At 68.8% G+C, this 17,580-nt stretch carries 16 protein-coding genes and 1 pseudogene; 14 read left to right on the top strand and 3 right to left on the bottom strand.

Going from position 1 to position 17,580, the window contains the following annotated elements; genetic code table 11:
- The first annotated feature begins 202 nt into the window (after positions 1-202).
- The 6 genes from OXG55_07565 (at position 203) to OXG55_07540 (ending at position 7,783) form a co-directional block, all read left to right on the top strand.
- The gene (locus tag OXG55_07565; GenBank protein MCY4103099.1) at positions 203-1,066 is read left to right on the top strand and encodes an FAD binding domain-containing protein; all 864 of its coding nucleotides are present in this window, start codon (positions 203-205) and stop codon (positions 1,064-1,066) included.
- A 14-nt stretch (positions 1,067-1,080) separates the two neighbouring features.
- A complete protein-coding gene (locus OXG55_07560) occupies positions 1,081-1,548 on the top strand; it encodes a (2Fe-2S)-binding protein (GenBank protein ID MCY4103098.1) in 468 nt (155 codons plus the stop codon).
- Entirely contained in the window at positions 1,545-3,905 is a 2,361-nt protein-coding gene (locus OXG55_07555) for an aerobic carbon-monoxide dehydrogenase large subunit (protein MCY4103097.1), read from the top strand. The genes OXG55_07560 and OXG55_07555 overlap by 4 nt, the downstream gene beginning before the upstream one ends.
- Before the next feature lie 223 nt (positions 3,906-4,128).
- Positions 4,129-5,148: an XdhC family protein gene (locus OXG55_07550; GenBank protein ID MCY4103096.1), complete on the top strand. Its 1,020-nt coding sequence runs from the start codon at positions 4,129-4,131 to the stop codon at positions 5,146-5,148.
- Between the two features lie 67 nt (positions 5,149-5,215).
- A complete protein-coding gene (locus tag OXG55_07545; GenBank protein MCY4103095.1) occupies positions 5,216-6,241 on the top strand; it encodes a Gfo/Idh/MocA family oxidoreductase in 1,026 nt (341 codons plus the stop codon).
- 240 nt (positions 6,242-6,481) lie between these two features.
- A complete protein-coding gene (locus tag OXG55_07540) occupies positions 6,482-7,783 on the top strand; it encodes a DUF4143 domain-containing protein (protein MCY4103094.1) in 1,302 nt (433 codons plus the stop codon).
- Positions 7,784-8,005: 222 nt separating this feature from the next.
- On the opposite strand, the gene OXG55_07535 is transcribed toward OXG55_07540, so the two are convergent.
- Positions 8,006-8,599, bottom strand: coding sequence for a hypothetical protein (locus tag OXG55_07535; GenBank protein ID MCY4103093.1), 594 nt, complete (start codon positions 8,597-8,599; stop codon positions 8,006-8,008).
- A gap of 107 nt (positions 8,600-8,706) precedes the next feature.
- Here OXG55_07535 and OXG55_07530 point away from each other — a divergent pair, with 107 nt between their 5' ends.
- The 5 genes and pseudogenes from OXG55_07530 (at position 8,707) to OXG55_07510 (ending at position 12,121) form a co-directional block, all read left to right on the top strand.
- Complete coding sequence (locus tag OXG55_07530; protein MCY4103092.1) at positions 8,707-9,105, top strand: pyridoxamine 5'-phosphate oxidase family protein; 399 nt, start codon at positions 8,707-8,709, stop codon at positions 9,103-9,105.
- 233 nt (positions 9,106-9,338) lie between these two features.
- On the top strand, positions 9,339-9,512 hold the full coding sequence (locus OXG55_07525) for a hypothetical protein (GenBank protein ID MCY4103091.1): 174 nt from the start codon (positions 9,339-9,341) through the stop codon (positions 9,510-9,512).
- A 21-nt stretch (positions 9,513-9,533) separates the two neighbouring features.
- A pseudogene (locus OXG55_07520) lies at positions 9,534-9,857 on the top strand (AAA family ATPase).
- Positions 9,858-9,931: 74 nt separating this feature from the next.
- Positions 9,932-11,116 (top strand): RtcB family protein, encoded by a 1,185-nt coding sequence (locus OXG55_07515; GenBank protein ID MCY4103090.1) that lies wholly within the window; start codon positions 9,932-9,934, stop codon positions 11,114-11,116.
- Between the two features lie 180 nt (positions 11,117-11,296).
- The gene (locus OXG55_07510; GenBank protein MCY4103089.1) at positions 11,297-12,121 is read left to right on the top strand and encodes an SDR family NAD(P)-dependent oxidoreductase; all 825 of its coding nucleotides are present in this window, start codon (positions 11,297-11,299) and stop codon (positions 12,119-12,121) included.
- Here OXG55_07510 and OXG55_07505 read toward each other — a convergent pair.
- Both OXG55_07505 and OXG55_07500 read right to left on the bottom strand, forming a co-directional pair.
- Positions 12,118-12,546, bottom strand: coding sequence for a DUF2335 domain-containing protein (locus tag OXG55_07505; protein MCY4103088.1), 429 nt, complete (start codon positions 12,544-12,546; stop codon positions 12,118-12,120). The genes OXG55_07510 and OXG55_07505 overlap by 4 nt on opposite strands.
- Complete coding sequence (locus OXG55_07500) at positions 12,543-12,788, bottom strand: hypothetical protein (GenBank protein ID MCY4103087.1); 246 nt, start codon at positions 12,786-12,788, stop codon at positions 12,543-12,545. The genes OXG55_07505 and OXG55_07500 overlap by 4 nt, the downstream gene beginning before the upstream one ends.
- Positions 12,789-13,176: 388 nt before the next feature.
- Here OXG55_07500 and OXG55_07495 point away from each other — a divergent pair, with 388 nt between their 5' ends.
- From OXG55_07495 to OXG55_07485, 3 genes are all read left to right on the top strand, one after another.
- Positions 13,177-14,949, top strand: a complete 1,773-nt coding sequence (locus OXG55_07495) for a DUF262 domain-containing protein (GenBank protein MCY4103086.1) — start codon at positions 13,177-13,179, stop codon at positions 14,947-14,949.
- A gap of 94 nt (positions 14,950-15,043) precedes the next feature.
- Entirely contained in the window at positions 15,044-16,576 is a 1,533-nt protein-coding gene (locus OXG55_07490; protein MCY4103085.1) for a hypothetical protein, read from the top strand.
- Positions 16,577-16,715: 139 nt separating this feature from the next.
- Positions 16,716-17,513, top strand: a complete 798-nt coding sequence (locus OXG55_07485; protein MCY4103084.1) for an SDR family oxidoreductase — start codon at positions 16,716-16,718, stop codon at positions 17,511-17,513.
- Positions 17,514-17,580 lie beyond the last annotated feature (67 nt).

Raw genomic sequence — 17,580 nt, 5'->3', positions numbered from 1 at the left:
GCCGCTGCGGCCGCACTCGTCGCGTCGCAGCCGGGCCGCAGACTGCGCCGGCTCGTCACCTGGGCGTCACACCCCGCGATCACGCCCACTGGACAAAACGACTACAGTCCGCAGGTACTGGAGGCCTCGCCGGGCGGCCTGAGCCACCAGGGGTATCGCCGGACACTGACGCCCGCTCCGGCGGGCTCGATAGGGGGTTGCCATGTACCCGCCGTCGTTCGACTTGACGGTGGCCCGCTCCGTGGCCGAAGCCGTCGACGCACTGGCCGAGGGAGGTGAGGACGCCCGCATCCTGGCCGGGGGCCAGAGCCTGATACCGATGCTGAAGCTCCGGTTCGCGGCCCCGTCGCTGCTCGTGGACATCAACGAGATCGCGGGCCTCGACACGCTGGAGCGGACCGACGGGCGCCTGCGCATCGGCGCCACCGCCCGCCACGCCGACATCGTGGCCTCGGAGTGGCCCGGCGGCGCGGTCGCCTCCGCCGCTCCTTGGATCTCCGACCCGCTGGTGCGCAACCGGGGCACGGTCTGCGGCTCGGTGGCGCACTGCGACCCCGAGGGCGACTGGAACTCGGTGCTGCTGGCCACGGGGGCCACGGTCGTGGCGACCGGGCCCGGCGGCGAACGAGCCATCGACATCGGCGACTTCGTCGTGGACTTCTTCACCAACAGCCTCGCCCCCGGCGAGATGGTGACCGAGGTGCACGTCCCCGTGCCGTCGGGCGCCTCCGGGGGCGCCTACATGAAGCTGGAGCGCAAGGTCGGCGACTACGCCACCGTCGGGGTGGCGACCCACCTCGAACTCGACGGCGACGGAACCATCAGCGCCGCCGGCATCGCCATGACGTCGGTTGCGCCGGTGAACCGCAAGGCCACCGACGCCGAGGCCCTGCTGGTGGGCGAGGCGCCGAGCGACGACCTGTTCGCCGCCGCCGCCGAGGCGGCCGCCGCCGCATCCGAGCCGCGCAGCGACGTGCGGGGCTCGGCGGAATGGAAGCGCAACGTGGTGCGGGTCTACGCCCGGCGGGGCCTCGAAGCGGCCCTGGCGCAGGCGCAGGCCGGCTGAGGAGGAGATCAGACATGGAGATCAGCGTCACCATCAACGGCACCCCGCAGTCCCACGACGTGGAGCCGCGGCAGCTGCTCGTGGACTACGTGCGCACGACGGCGGGCCTCACCGGCACGCACATCGGCTGTGACACCACCAGTTGCGGCGTCTGCACCGTGCTGCTCGACGGGGTGCCCGTGAAGGCCTGCACCGTGCTGGCCGCCCAGGCCGACGGCCACGAGGTCACCACCGTGGAGGGACTCAAGGCCGACGGCCAGCTGCACGCCGTGCAGAAGGCCTTCAAGGAGAACCACGGCCTGCAGTGCGGCTTCTGCACGCCGGCCATGATGCTCGTGGGGGCCGCCCTGCTGGAGTCCAACGACGACCCCACCGAGGACGAGATCCGCTGGGCGATCTCCGGCAACCTCTGCCGGTGCACGGGATACATGAACATCGTCAAATCCATTCAGGCCGCAGCGGCCGAAGGGAGAGCACAATGACCGCCACCCCGGACCTCTCCACCCCGCCGGAGATCGGCGGTATCGGACACAGCGTCCTCCGGCGCGAGGACGACCGGCTCATCGAGGGCCAGGGCGACTTCCTCGACGACGTGGTCCTGCCGGGCATGCTGCACATGGCCATCCACCGCTCGCCGGTGGCGCACGCCCGCATCCGCGGCATCGACACCGCCGCGGCCTCGGCCGTCGACGGGGTCGTCGCCGTGGTGACCGGCGAGTTGATGGACGCCCACAACCTGGCCTGGATGCCGACCCTGTCGGGCGACACCCAGGCGGTGCTCGCCACCGACAAGGTGCGCTACCAGGGCCAGGAGGTGGCGGCGGTGATCGCCACCGACCCGTACGTGGCCGCCGACGCGGCCACGCTCATCGAGGTGGACTACGAGATGCTGCCCGCGGTCACCGGACCGCAGCAGTCGCTCTCCGCCGACGCCCCGGTGATCCGCGACGAGAAGGAGGGCCAGACCGACAACCTGGCCTACACCTGGGAAAGCGGCGACCAGGCCGCAACCGATGCGGCGTTCGCGAGCGCCGCCAGAGTGGTGGCGCTGGAGACGTTCTACCCGCGCTCGCACCCGGCGCCGCTGGAGACCTGCGGCATCGTGGCCGACGTCAACTCCGTCACCGGCCAGGCCACCGTGTACCTCACGTCGCAGGCGCCGCACGCCCACCGGACGCTGTTCGCCATCGTGGCGGGGCTGCCCGAGCAGAACATCCGCATCATCTCGCCGGACATCGGCGGCGGCTTCGGCAACAAGGTGCCCATCTACCCGGGGTACGTGGTGGCCACGGCGGCCTCGCTGCTGCTGGGCACGCCGGTGAAGTGGATCGAGTCGCGCAGCGACAACCTCATCTCCACCGGCTTCGGGCGTGACTACCACATGCGCGGCGAGCTGGCGCTCGACGACGACGGGCGGATCCTGGCGCTGCGAGCCGACGTTCTGTCGGATCAGGGCGCCTTCTACTCCGACGCCCAGCCGACGAAGTTCCGGGCGGGCCTGTTCCATGTGGTGACCGGGTCCTACGACTTCGGTGCGGCGCACGTCACCTGCCGGGGGGCGTTCACCAACAAGGCGCCCGGCGGCGTGGCCTACCGCTGCTCGTTCCGCATCACCGAGGCCTCGTACCTCATCGAGCGCCTCGTGCAGACCGCGGCCTACGAGATCGGCATGGACCCGGCCGAGTTCCGGTTGCTGAACTTCATCCGCTCCGACCAGTTCCCCTACACCACGCCCACCGGCTTCACCTACGACTCCGGCGACTACCACACCGCCATGCGCAAGGCCATGGACGAGGTGGGCTACGCGGAGCTGCGGGCCGAGCAGGCGGCTGCGCGGGAGGAGGGGCGGCTGATCGGCATCGGCATCGCCCACTTCACCGAGGCCGTCGGCGCCGGGCCGTCGCGCACCTACGACATCGCCGGGCTGAAGATGTTCGACTCGGCCGAGCTGCGGGTACACCCCACCGGCAAGGCCATCCTGAAGCTGGGCGTGAAGACCCAGGGCCAGGGGCACGAGACCACGTTCGCCCAGATCGTGGCCAGTGAGCTGGGCATCCCCGTGACCGACATCAAGGTCGTACACGGCGACACCGACAACACGCCCTACGGCCTGGGCACCTACGCCTCGCGCTCCACGCCCACCGCCGGCGGGGCCACGTCGATGGTGTCGCGCAAGCTGGCCGACAAGGGGCGCAAGATCGCCGCGCACCTGCTGGAGGCCGCCGAGGCCGACATCGACCTGGCGGCCGGCACCTTCTCGGTGCGGGGCACCCCGGAGCGGTCGGTGACCATCCAGGACGTGGCCTTCGCCGCCTACACCAACATGCCCGAGGGCCTCGAGCACGGCCTCGAAGGCGTCAGCTACTACGACCCGCCGAACCTCACGTTCCCCTACGGCAGCTACATCGTGGTCGTCGAGGTGGACGCCGAGACCGGCGTGTGGAAGGTGGACCGGATGGTGGCACTGGACGACTGCGGCGTGCGCATCAACCCCATGATCGTGGAGGGCCAGATCCACGGCGGGCTCACCGAGGGCTTCGCCAAGAGCTCCATGCAGTGGATCACCTTCGACGACGACGGCAACTGCATCGGCTCCAACTTCATGGACTACCTGGTGCCGACCGCCTGGGAGACCCCCCGCTTCGAGCTGCTGGAGACCTGCGTGCCCTCGCCGCACCATCCCATCGGGGCCAAGGGTGTGGGGGAGTCGGCAACCGTGGGCTCACCGGCTGCGTACGTGAACGCCGTCATCGACGCCCTGGCTCACCTCGGCGTGCGCAACATCGACATGCCGGTGCTGCCCGACCGGGTTTGGGACGCCCTCGAATCGGCCTCGTAACAAGGGGCTGTCCGAGCGGGGATCGGCGTTGTCCGGTCGGGTCCGCAGTGTCCGGGCCGGGGCCGCCGGTGGCCGTCGGCGGATCGTCTGGCGAAATCGATCCGGCGCCGTCCCCCCGAAATCGCGTCCCTCGTGTGCCTGCGGCCAACCCAGTTCGTCATTCCGGCGGAGGCCGGAATCCAGACTCCGGCCTCCGCGGTCGGGTTGCTGCGGGGCTAGCGCGGTGACCCTGTCCGTGCTGCGGGAGGCGGTTGCTCTGGCTGAGGCTCGGGTGCCTTTCGTGCTGGCGACTGTGGTGTGGCGGCGGGGGCCTTCTTCGGGGCAGCAGGGGTCGAAGGCGGTGATCCTGGCCGACGGGACCGTTCGGGGCTGGCTGGGTGGCGCTTGTGCCGAGCCGACGGTTGTGGTTCAGGCGCGGGAGGCGCTGCTGGACGGCGAGCCGCGGCTGCTGCTGCTGGGGGATGTGGAGGATCCGTCCGGTGCTCCGGTGGAGGTGGAGGAGGCGACCCTAGGAGCCGGTTGTGGCTCCGGGGACGTCGGTGCTGGGCCGGGGGGTACGTACTCGGTGCCGATGGCGTGTGAGAATGACGGTGCCCTGGAGGTTTACTTGGAACCCGTGCCGCCCCGCCCGCAGCTCGTGGTCATCGGCCGCTCGCCGGCCGTTGCTGCTCTGGCGCTGATGGGCCGGGCGCTGGAGTGGGACGTCGCCGTGATCGATGACGGTGGTTCTGCCGACGAGCATCCGCTGCCCGAGTTGGTGCGCACCACCCTGGATCTCTCCGGACTGGGCGTGGGCGTGGGGTCGGCGATCGTCGTGGCGACGCAGGGGCACTACGACGACTTGGCGCTGGAGGCGGCCCTGGTCACCGACGCCGCCTATGTGGGGCTGGTCGCCGGCCACAAGCGGGCCGACGCGGTGGCCGAGAACCTGCGCGGCCGGGGAGTGGCCGAGGAGGAACTGGCCCGGATCCAGGCCCCGGCGGGACTCGACCTGGGGCGGCTCGGCAACCGGGAGCTGGCGGTGGCGATCATGGCCGACCTGGTGGCGCGTCGAGCCTCCGGCGAGCTGTCCCGCTGGGGGGCCGTGCCCGAGGCGCCGGCGACGGCGGTCGACCCGGTCTGCAACATGACGGTGCTGGTGGCCGACGCCAAGTACCACTCCAACCACGCCGGTGCCGACTACTGGTTCTGCGCCCCCGGCTGCAAGAAGGCCTTCGACGCCGATCCTGCCATGTTCCTATGAGGCGTCTGGGCCGCTGCCGCCGGCTGCGGCGACGTCAGACCCTCGAAGCCGCCGCGATGGCCATCCGGTGAATCCCGCCCCGCCGCTGAGTTGGGGACTCATCGGCGCCAGCAACATCGCGGCGAGATGGGTCCTGCCGGCGCTCCGCGCCGGCGGGGACTCCGTGGAGTTCGTCTACAGCTCCGCGGCGGCCTGGGCCGCTGAGTTCGCCGCAGCGAACGGGATCGCTCATTCGACCGACGACTTCGGTCGGGCGTGCGGCTGGCCCGGCGTCGACGCTGTCTTCATCTCCGGGATCAACGAGCGCCACGCCCCCCAGACCATCGCCATGGCCGCCGCCGGCAAGCATGTGCTGTGCGAGAAGCCGATGGCGCTGACCGTCGCCGACGGCCGCCGGATGATCGACGCCGCCGAGCGTCACGGGGTCGTGCTGGCGATCAACCACCATCTCCCCGGCGCCGAAACGCTCCGCACGATCCAGCGGCTCGTCTCGTCCGGTTCCCTCGGGGTGCCGCTGGCGGTGCGTCTCGGTTTCACCATCATGATCTCCGAGCGGCCTCCTGCCTGGCGCCTGCACGACCCGGTCGGCGGGGGTGCCATCCTGGACCTCACCACCCACAGCGTCTCGGTGGCGCAGGCCGTCCTGGGCACCACCGCCACGGCGGCTGCGGCCATTGCGGTCCGCCAAGGGCCGTGGGCCGCTCCGGGCGACGGCGGCCCACCTGATGCGGTCATGGCCGCGTTGCGCTTCGACGACGTCCCGGTACAGACCCACGACGCATACACGGTGACCCACCGCCCCACCAGCGTGGAGGTCATCGGCACCGAGGCCTCTGTGCGAGGCGTCGGCGTCCTCGCCCAAGAACCGGCCGGCACGCTCTGGCGCACCGCCAACGGCGAGACGAACGAGATCGAGGTCCCCGGCCGCCGCGACCTCTACGAGATCGTCGCCGACGGCTTCCGCGCCGCCATCGCCGGCACCGGCCACCCCACCGTCGACGGAGCCGCCGGCCTCTCCGCCCTAGCCGGAGCCCTCGCAGTAGCCGAGTCCGCCAAGACCGGCCGAACCGTCCAGGTAGCCGCCGTCGCCTGACCCGCTCGGACGCGAGTTCGGAGCGGCCGTTCGTTCGGTGGCCGGTCGGGCGTGATCGCACCGTCCCGGCAGACCCCGCCCCCGTAATCCCTACACTGAGAACTCCGCAATCCCTACACTGAACGTCACGGAATCCCTACATTCACGACTCCGTAATCGCTACACTGAGTTCCACGCGCCGCCATGTAGCGACCATCTCGGCGGGCTCGAGCGAGAGCGATCACCCAGGAAGCGACGGCCATGACGACAGCCCCGTCATCAGAGGGCGGAACCCTCACCCCGGAGGGCTATCTGCCTCGCCTCGCGGACCGCGCCGTGGCCGAGCGCCTGGCGTCGGTCGGCGCCGTGCTCGTCGAAGGTCCGAAGGGTTGCGGCAAGACTTGGGCGGCGCTGCGCCATGCCCGCAGCGCAGTGCGTTTCGATGCCGACGCCACGGCACGGCGGCTCACGACCGTGAACCCGCCGGCGGTGCTGCGCGGCGAGCCGCCGAGGCTGCTCGACGAGTGGCAGCTGGCGCCGGAGATCTGGAACCACGTCCGCCATGCCTGTGACCGGTCGAGTGAGCCGGGACGGTTCATTCTCACCGGCTCGTCCGCCCCGACCGATGACATCACCCGCCATTCGGGCGCGGGACGTATTGCGCGGGTGAGGCTGCGCCCGATGTCACTCTGTGAGTCGGGCCTGTCGAGTGGCTCGGTGGCGCTCGGTGATCTGCTGCTGCGCGGCGCGCCCGGAGCCGCCGGGGCGAGTGACGCAACCTTCGACGACGTGATCGAGGCGCTGTGCGTCGGAGGGTGGCCCTGGCTGTTGGGGCAGTCTCCACGGTTCGCCGGGGACCGTCTCCGGGAGTATCTGGACGAAGTCCGACGGCTGGACGTCAACGGCGAGAGCGGGCGCGGGCGAAACCCCTTGCTTGTCGAGAAGTTGCTCCTGTCGCTGGCGCGCAATACCGCCACGACCGCGCCCAACTCGCGACTCGCTCGTGACGCTGACCCGGAGAGCCCGCTCAACCATCAGACGGTCCGCGGCTACCTCGACGCCCTCACCCGACTGTTTCTGCTGGAGGATCTCGTCGCCTGGCCTACGCACCTGCGTTCGCGGGCGCGCCTCACCAAGTCGCCCAAGAGGCATCTCGTCGACCCCTCGCTGGCGGCGGCCGCACTGAGGGCGGGCCCGGACGACCTGATGGCGGATCTGGAGGCATGCGGCCTGCTGTTCGAGTCGCTCGTGGTGCGCGACCTGCGAATCTACGGTGACGCCAATGAGTGCGGCATCTACCACTGCCGCCTCGACAACGGTCTCGAGGCGGACGCCATCATCCGGCGACGCTACAGCGGAGAATGGATCGCCGCGGAGGTGAAACTCGCCCATTCCCCCGAGACTGTGGACGCGGCGGCCCACTCGCTGCGCAGGTTCGCCGACTCGGTGGACACCGCTGTGGCAGGCCCGCCCGCCGCGCTGCTGGTCATTACGCCCGCTGGCTACGTCTACGAGCGTCCCGACGGCGTGGCCGTGGTACCGATCACAGCGCTCGGCGCCTAGTGGTGACGACCGGGGAGGTCGTCCCGTGTCGGTGGGGTTACGGGGACGACCGGCGGCGGCTGGGCAGCTAGCACAGAGCGACAGCCTTGGGGGTCGTCCCTGGACGAGCGGCCCTTGACGCTTCCGGCGGCCGCGAAATCGCTGGCGAACGCTGGCACCTCGGCGATCCGCTCGCGGCGCGTGATCTCGAAGCTCGTGACGTTGGTGTAGGAGTAGCGGGCTTCAGGCGCTGAGGCGGGCTCTGGCTGCTGCGCTTCTCTCGAGCAAGTACTCGGGGACCATGGCGCGGAGGCGGGCGTTGGGGCTGTCGTCGTCGGCGCTGGCTGCGGCTGCGGTGTCGTCGTCGGCGCCTGTTGCGGTTGCCGCTGCGGCGGCCGCGGCTGCGGCCTCGCGCTCGGCTCGGGCGGCGAGGAAGTGGCCCCAGTCCTCGGGGCGCACCAACTCGTGGCTGTCGAGGGAACCGAGGTGGACGCCGTTCTCGAAGAAGACCCAGTAGCGCCGCCAGGTGACGCCGTTCACGACCTTCACCTTGCCGGTCGTCCGGGCCGGGACGCCGGGGAGGTCCTCGGTCGCCATCACGATCTCGTTGCGGGCGAACGGACGATCCAGCGTGTTGGTGTCGCGGAACAGGCCCATGGTCGTGGTGTGGCTCCGGGGGAGGTCGAGGCGTCGGCCCATACCGTAACGGCCGGGCATCGCTCCGGTGCGCGTCGCCCCGCCGTCATTCGCCGCCCCGGCGGGAACGATGCCTGCGCGGTGGCCGGCGATCGGGCCGCTCGGGTCGGCGTGACGCGCCTGGGCCAGGTCTGGTGCCACGGGGCGCGCCGCGAGCGCGCCGCGCGCCCCGAGTCGAGGGCCGGGTCGTGTGGCACGAGGCCGCCCCTACGCTGAGATGGCGTCTGCGGCCGGAGGAGGACTCACCCATGGCGTGGAGACCCGATGCCCTGCCCTCGGCGGCGGAGCTGTTCATGACAGAGCGCCACCTGGCGACAATCAGCGTCCCGCGCCCCGATGGTGCCCCGCACGTGACGCCGGTGGGGTTCACATGGGACGGCGAGACCGGGTTGGCGAGGATCATCAGCTTCGCCGGCGCGCGCAAAGTCCGGCTGCTGGAGGCAGCCGGCCCGACGCCGGTGACCCTGTGCCAGGTGGACGGCGGGCGCTGGCTGGCGCTGGAAGGCACCGCGGTGGTGACCGCGGATCCCGACCGCTGCGCCGAGGGCGTCAGCCGCTACGCCCGTCGCTACCGGCCCCCGAGCGATCGCGGACCCGACCGGCGCGTGATCGAGGTAGCGGTAACCCGCGTCATGGGCCGGGCGTGAGACGCGGCGCGGCACCGGGTGGGAGGCCTCGTCCCGTCGAGCGACGCGGGAGTTGGCGCCTGGGGCGGATTCGATCGGTCGCCACCGTCGCAGAACCAAGACGGCTAAACTGTCATTTTAGATTATCATGATAAACTAAAGTCTATGTTTGGAAGGGCGCTCTCCCTGCCTGATCCGGCGTCCTGAGCGACGGCGCCTCGGTCAACTACTCCAACATCGCTCGCGAGTGCGGGGTGTCGGGGCCTACGGCTAAGGCGTACTTCGGCATCCTCACCGACACGCTGCTCGCCCGGTGGCTGCCGCGCTGGCAACGTCGGGCCAAGCGACGCTTGGCCGGGGCGCCGAAGCTCTACTTCGAGGATGTGGGGGTCGTGAACCGTCTGGGAAGGCGGGGAGAACTCCGATGAGGCTCGGACGCCTACGGCAAAGCGTTCGAGAACTGGGTCTTCCACGAGCTGTCCGCTTTCATCTCCTACCGGGGCCTCGACGAGCATCTGACCTATTGGCGGCTCCCCAGCGGCATCGAGGTAGATTTCGTGGTTGGCGACATGCGGCTGGCGATCGAGGCGAAGGCGAGCACCCGAGTCACCGGCGACCGTCTCAAGGGGCTCCGCACGCTCGCTGAGGAGCACCCTGGTGTCTCAAGGTCCGTGGTCTGCCTGGAGTCTCGGCCGCGGCGAACCGCCGACGAGATCGACATCGTTCCGGCCGCGGCGTTCGCCGACCGGCTCTGGCAGGGTGATCTGTTGTAGAGGAGATTCCCCGGCGGGCAGCAAAGCGAGCGCTGCACAGCCGGTCGGACGACGATGCAGAAGAAGGTTTCCCGATGGAACGAATAGGAAAGGCATCCGCCGCCGAGCGCGAGCTGGTGCGGAACTGGGCGAGCGAGATCGACGACGGCACGCTGCGCCAGGCGCTGACCTCGGCGCGCTGCGACGCCGTCTCGGCACCGGTGGCGCTGATGCCCGACGCGCACGTGGGCATCGGGGCGACGGTGGGTTCGGTCATCCCCACCGAGGGAGCGATCATCCCCGCGGCAGTCGGGGTCGACTTGGGCTGCGGCATGATCGCGGTGCGCACCGACTTGGGCGCCGCCGACCTGCCCGACAGCCTCGAGCGGTTGCTGGCCGACGTGGAGCAGGCCATCCCCGCCGGGTTCGCCGCCCATCCACGCACCACCAAGGCCGCCGAGCGCTGGCTGGCGGGCGACCCGCTGCCGCACTCCGAGGGGCTGAGAGGCAAGGATCTCGCCAAGGTCGGCCCGCAGCTCGGCACCCTCGGCGGCGGCAACCACTTCGTGGAGGTCAGCCTGGACAGCGACGAGCGGGTTTGGTGCGTGCTGCACTCGGGCAGCCGCGGCATCGGCAACCGGCTGGCCACCGGCCACATCGACGGCGCCCGCCGCCTGTGCCGTGACCTGCAGCGCTCGCTGGAGGACCGCGACCTGGCGTACTTCCTGCAGACCGACGAGCAGTTCGGGCGCTACGTCGAGCACATGCTGTGGGCGCAGCGCTACGCCTTCGCCAACCGCGAGATCATGATGGACGCCCTGCTGGCGGCCCTCGGGCGGGCCGTCGGCCGTCGGCCTGTCGAGCGGGAGCGCATCAACTGCCACCACAACTACGCCGCCCGTGAGACCCACGACGGGCGCTCGATGTGGATCACCCGCAAGGGGGCCATCCGGGCCGGGGTAGGCGACCGCGGCGTGATCCCCGGCTCGATGGGCGCCGACAGCTACGTCGTCACCGGCCTGGGCAACCCCGACTCCTACACCTCGGCGGCGCACGGAGCGGGGCGGCGCATGAGCCGCAAGCGGGCCAAGCAGGAGCTCTCCATCGACGATTTCCGCTCCTCGATGTCCGGGCGCGCCTGGCAGCGCGACCGCGCCGAGCGCCTCGTGGACGAGTCACCGATGGCCTACAAGGACATCGCCTCCGTGATGGCCGACCAAGCCGACCTGGTGCGTATCGACCACGTGCTTACGGCGGTCATGAACTACAAGGGATGCTGAGACGGCCGCGCCGGGTCGCTGTGGCAGGGCCTCCCCCGGGTCGGCCTCCCGGAGTCGTCGGGAGATGCTGAGAGGCCCGCGGGCGGGTCGCTGCGCAGGAGTGGGCGTGACCGGGCCGCCGTCGTGAACCGCGGGGGACCGGAGACGGCAGTCGGCGGCCCCTTCGAGGGACAGGTAGCGGTGATCACCGGCGCGGCCAGCGGCCTGGGCCGAGGCATCGCCGACCGGTTCGGCGCCGCTGGCTGCCGCCTCGTCCTGGCCGACGTGGAAGAGGCCGCCTTGGCGCGGGCCGCCGCCGAACTGACCGCCGCCGCCGTCGAGGCCGCCGCCGTGCCCATCGACGTGTCCGACGCCGCCTCCATGGACGCCCTCGCCGCGGCGGTGCTGGACCGTCACGGCCGCGTGGACCTGCTCTTCAACAACGCCGGCGTGGGGATCCAGAAGCCCACGGCGGAGATGACCACGCGGGACTGGGAGTGGGTGCTGGGCGTGAACCTGTGGGGCGTCATTCACGGCCTGCGGGTCTTCCTGCCGCACATGCTGGCCCGCGACGCTGGCCGCATCGTCAACACGGCATCCTCGGCGGGCCATGTGGTCGTCGGGAATCTGGCCGCCTACAACGCCTCGAAGCACGCGGTGGTGGCCATCTCCGAGACCGTGCGCGCCGAGCTGGCCCAGCAGCACAGCGCGGTCACGGTCGCGGCGTTCTGCCCCGGTCTGGTGCGGACCCGCATCACCAGCTCGGCGCGCAACCGCCCCGACCAGCTCCGCAACCCCGGCGAGCCGCTCCCGGAGCGGGAGTCGTGGGACGAGAGGATGGCCGAAGGCCGTCAGGAGGCGCTGGAGGCCCAGTTCGGCCGGGCCAAATCAGCGGCCGAGGCCGCCGCCATCCTCCACGACGGCCTGCTGGAGGGCCGCTTCTACATCTGGACCGACGACCTGTTCGCCGAGCCTCTCCGCCAGCGCCACGCCGAGATCCAGGACTCCTGCTGGACCGCCGGCTAGCTGTGACTCTGGTCGGCTTGGCGTCCGCGGCGTGAGCCGTTGCGGTGTCCCAACACGAACACCGACACCAGGGCGACGAGATCGACCGAACCCAGAATCGTTCCGAATACGCCATGGCCGCCGTTGATCAACCACGCGGCGACACCCAGGAATGACAAGGCGATGACGACACCGGCGACGAGACCAACGGTTGAGCGCCGCGAGCGCCCGCGATCCATTGCCTGGCGGTGTGCCAAGGATGACTCGGTGAGTGCGAAGATTCTCTCCGGGAATCCGGGGTTGATGTCCCCGTACGCGTCCACCACGTTGGGCGGAGGCAGCGGACCTGCGAAATTCTCCAACGATGTGCTGCTGACGACTTGGGCGGATTCGTCGGAACTCGTCTCGCCCCCGTCGTCCGCCTTGACGGGGAGATCGGCTGTCATGCGGGCGGCGAACCGATGGGATCAGGACGGTCGGGGCACGCGTTGATAGCCCATCCGAGCAGTTCGCCCGTCTCCTGCCAGGCCTCCGCAATGTCGTCGCGGGCCGCGATCCACGGGTCTGGGTGCTGCTCGTTGCCCGGATGCATCGCTCCAGCGATATCGAAGATGGCCGCCATCCCCTCGGCTGCGTCAATGATTGCAGCCGCGGAAGAGCGGTGTTGGCGCGGCGTGCTGGTTGTCATCGCGCCAGAGGTTAGACACTCGTCAAGTGTTTTGACAGTCGCGCAATGAATCCCGTGGTCAAGCCGTACCCTCACAGCCATCGCTGGTAGAACGCTTGAAGGCCCGTCAGAGCAGACCTTCGCCCAGCCCCAGATCAGCAAAATGGCGAGGAGGGCGATCACCGGCTGACGTCCGGCGTCGCTTGAGCTGTCAGAATGTCGCCACTCTGAGATCCAGGGCTGCCGGAGCGCGCCCGGTGGCGAGCGGCGTCGGAGTGGAGTGATCCGCCCCCACCCGGGGTAGAGCCCTCGGAGACCTGTTCGCCAGTGTGTGGCCGGGACGTAGACTCCGGTGTCGGCAGCACCCTTCGCACCGCCATGCCAGTCTGGTGGGCGGGCAACGGGCCAGATGCTGACCACGATCCAGAGGAGTGTTGTGTACCGGACCGGCCAGACCATCAAGGACACCCTTGACGAGATTCATCGTCACGCTCTTGTACTGCCTGCTATACAGCGTGAATTCGTATGGCAGCCGGGCCAAATCTATCGCTTCTTTGATAGCCTCATGCAAGGCTACCCGTTTGGGACGTTTCTCTATTGGCGAGTCAATCCAGAGAACAGCGGCAAGTTCAAGTTCTTTGACTTCGTCCTCAACTATCACGAACGCGACAACCCTCACTGTCCACCCCTACCGGAGATGCACAATCGCCAGCTGACCGCGGTGCTCGACGGCCAACAACGACTGACCGCTCTCAATATTGGTCTAAGGGGCAGCATGGCTCGGAAGCTTCCGAGACTCTGGAGGAACAATCCTAATGCATTCCCCCAACAGAAGCTTCATCTCGACTTGCTCTGGAAACCGGATGACGATGAGGAAGAGGGGGTTAGATATCGGTTCCGGTTCTTGACCGAACAGCAGGTCCAAGTGCACCGAGATGGGCAATGTTGGTTTCGGGTAGGAGAGATTCTCTCGATGCCAAACGCAGGACCTGCTGCGTCGAAGTGGCTGAATGCTCGGCTACCGCAAGAGCTAGTAGATCCCGCTTTCGAGACGCTCGACAGACTGTATCAAATTGTACATTCGAAGCATCTAGTGGCCTATTACGAGGAGAAGGGCCAAGAGCTGGACAAGGCTCTCCAGATCTTCATTCGGATGAACGATGGGGCCACCGTGTTGTCTCATTCAGACCTTCTCCTCTCGATCGCAGTGGCCCAGTGGACGAATCATGATGCCCGGGAGGAAATACACAAACTGGTTGATGAACTAAACGGCATAGGTGCAGGATTTACGTTCTCCAAGGACTTGGTGCTAAAGGCTGGACTAATGCTGAGTGAGATTGGCAGTGTCGGCTTCCGAGTGGATAACTTCAATCGAGAGAACATGGCCAAGTTTGAAGATACCTGGGACAGCATCAGAGTTGCGCTAACATTGACAGTACAACTTGTAGAATCTTTTGGTTTCAATGGTCAGAATCTGACCGCCCACAACGCCATACTGCCAATTGCCTACTATCTCCACAAGAAAGATCCGGATGTCGTCTATCTGAGGCACAGCCATTTTGAGGGTGACCGGCGAATCATCCGCGAATGGCTCATCCGGAGCCTGCTCAAGACCGGCGTCTGGGGCAGTGGTCTGGACACTCTGCTGACCAGCCTTAGAGAAGCCATACGGGAAGGTGGGAGCGATGCCTTCTCTGAGTCGCTGATTCGTGAAGCAATGTCACGACGAGGTAGGTCGCTCGTTTTTGATGACGAGGAAATAGAGGAGTTGGCGGATATGAAATATGGAGGCAGGCTAACGTTCGCCCTGTTGTCCTTACTATTCCCATTCGTCGATCTCCGTAATCAATTTCACATTGACCACATCTTTCCTTCGGCACGATTCAAGGATCGATCGCTTCGAGAGGCCGGTGTCGCGGAGGATGAGATTGGCGACTTCCAGATACAAAAAGATCAGCTTGCCAACCTCCAATTACTTGAAGGTCCCGTCAATACTGAGAAGGGCACGAAGATGCCAGTCGAATGGCTATCTGCGACCATTGCTGACCCCGTAGAAAGCAACATGTATCGCGAGAAGTACCTGTTGGGACAGATATCTGATTCAATGGCTGACTTCGGCAGCTACTATGATGCTAGGAGGGACCGTCTTAAGGCGAGAATCACGGAGTTGCTCGGACGGTAGTCATGGGTGCAGCCAGTGATCTGGTGTGAGCCGGCGGAGGCTGCGCTCGTACACTTCGTGTTGAGGTCGAGGCGATGAGGAGGCTCGGGCAGTGGTGAGACTCTGGAGATTCGGCAAGGGTCGGCGGGGTTCTGGGGAGAGTTCGGGGGATCCTTCGGGCGGCGAGGCGGAGGCGTCGGCGCTGGCTGTCAGTGGGGCTGCCTCGGAGACGGGCGAACCGTCGACGGGTGACTCCGGCGCTGTCGACGTGGCCGACGGCGACGACGGCTCAGCGGAAGGCGCGGGCGAGGCGGAAGGTGCCGAGGAGGACCCGGGCAGGGCCCCGGCCGGTTCCCCCGCTGCGGGCTCGGCGGAGGCCGACCCGGCTGAGCCCGGGGTCGCGACGAGTTGGTACACCGCGGTGCGGCCCGTCCGGTCGTGGCGATGGCGGGCAGCGCAAGCCGCGGCGGTGGCGGTCGGCGTGGCAGGCGTGTCGGTCCTCTCGGTGTTCATCTACTCGATCTTCGACGACGGGCGTGACCGCGACGACGGTGACCGGCGTGAGCAGGGACTGGGTGACGAGCAGGGGTGGTATGCCTACGAAGGTTCGAAGCATGTCGACGGCGGCGGCGACTTAGACGGCAAAGACGGTGACGCCGCGGGGACGAAGTCGAGGTACGACTCCCCTGCTGGCGGGCATCGAGGCCCCATGGACTCCGGCGCGGCCGACGGATGGCGCGGGAAGCCGGGATTGCGGGACGGCGGGGACGCCCGCAAGTGGGCGGACTCCGGGGCGGCCGAGGGTCGTTTCGGCGCGGCGCCTCGCCGGGGATTCGACGGCGAGGGTTGCACGGTGAGGATGGGCCCTCGCGGCGGGTGGATCGAGTTGTGTTATCGCCGAGGCCCCGGCAGTGCCTGGCCGCCGTTCGACGGGTTCGACCGCTGGGGTGGCTGGGCCGCCCCGCCGGTTCCCGAAGGCGGCCGTTTCTTCCCGGACGGCCGAGGGGGGCCCGAAGCGGGAGAGTGGTTCGGCTGGGCAGAACCCGGGACCGGCTGGTGCGCAGAGAGCCGGTCGCCGTGGGGCCAGGGCTCGACGGGTGCCTGTTTCGCCTGTGGCGGCGACTGCGAGCTCGACGCCCTCCGGCCGTTCGGATGGGATTGGGGGAGCGGTCCGGGGTGGTTCGGGTATGCACCGTTCCCCGACGGCGATCCGTTGCCCTCAGCGCCCTGGCCGGAATTCGGATTCGACGGCGACGATGACCACGCCGTCCCCTCGCCCTACGACCCTTACGGCCCCTTCGGCGGCGACGGCCCGGGCCCATTCGGCGGTGCCCTCGAGCGGTTCTCTCTCGGAGGCTTGGTGAGGCTCTTGGAGTGGATCGGGGAGTTGCTCAGCGACCCCGAAGTGCTCCCCGAGCTTCTGGACGATCTCGCAGAGCTGCTCGATTCCGACGGATCGCTCGGCGGGTTCTGGGGCTTCGAGGAGGGCGACACCGATCTCGGTCTGTTCGACCCCGACGGGCCGTTGCAGGATCTGTTCGGCCCTGACGGTCCGTTCGGCGGGCTTCTCGACGACATCGATCCGGGGGAGTTGTTCGGCGAGGAAGGCGAGGCCGAGACGCTGCCACGGTCTCGCACGGCCGCCTAGGAGACTGCTGCGCGATGCTCGAGACGCCCCGACACGTCATTCCGGCGAAGGCCGGAATCCAGGACCTGACACCCGACCGGCGCTGCCCGTGGATTGCTCGGCACACTCCTAGAGCCGCCGCTTCCGCCACGATGACGGGATGACGGGGACGCCAGCCCCGGAGTCGCTCCAGCCGCGGGACTTCGCCCCCAGGGTGGGCGCGGCGCTGGTGAGCGGCGGCAGCGGCGGCATCGGCGCGGCCGTCTGCCGGCTGCTGGCCGCCCGCGGCGCCGAGGTGACCTTCACCTACAACAGCAACGCCGAACGGGCGGCCGCTCTGGTGGCCGAGATCGACGCCGAGGGCGGACAGGCGCGCGCCGTGCAGCTGGACCTCTCCGACACGGCCGCGGTGGCGGTGGTCGTCGAGCAGGCGGCCGCCGGCGGGCTGCACACCGTGGTCTACGCCTCAGGGCCTTACGTGTCGATGGAGTACGTGGCGCGCATCGAACCGGCGCGCTTCTGGTGCCAGTGCACCGGGGACATCCTGGCGTTCTACAACCTGGTGCATGCCTCTCTGCCCCATCTGCGTGCTGCCCGTGGGTCTCTCGTGGCGGTCACGACCTGCGCCACCGAGCGGTTCCCCAAGCGCGACTCCCTCTCGTCGGTGCCGAAGGGGGCGGTGGAGGCACTCGTGCGGGCGGTCGCCAAGGAGGAGGGCCGCTACGGGGTGCGGGCCAACTGCGTCGGGCCGGGGCTGATGGCCGACGGCATGGCCGAGACCCTGATGGCCACCGGCGAGGTCGATGAGCGCGCCCAAGCGGAGGCCCTCGGCGGCATCGCACTCGGCCATTTCGGCCGGGCCGGCGACATCGCCGAGGCGGTGTGCTTCCTGGCCTCGGACCGGGCCGGCTACATCACCGGCCAGAAACTCGACGTGGACGGAGGCTGGACGCTCTGAGCCCGCCAAGCGGGTCGGAACCGCGGGGATTTGTTCAGGACTCGATGGCAGACACAGGCGCGCGGCC

The organism is bacterium (assembly GCA_026708055.1).
Taxonomy (GTDB): domain Bacteria; phylum Actinomycetota; class Acidimicrobiia; order Acidimicrobiales; family CATQHL01; genus VXNF01.
This window is presented reverse-complemented; position numbering and strand designations above follow the sequence as displayed.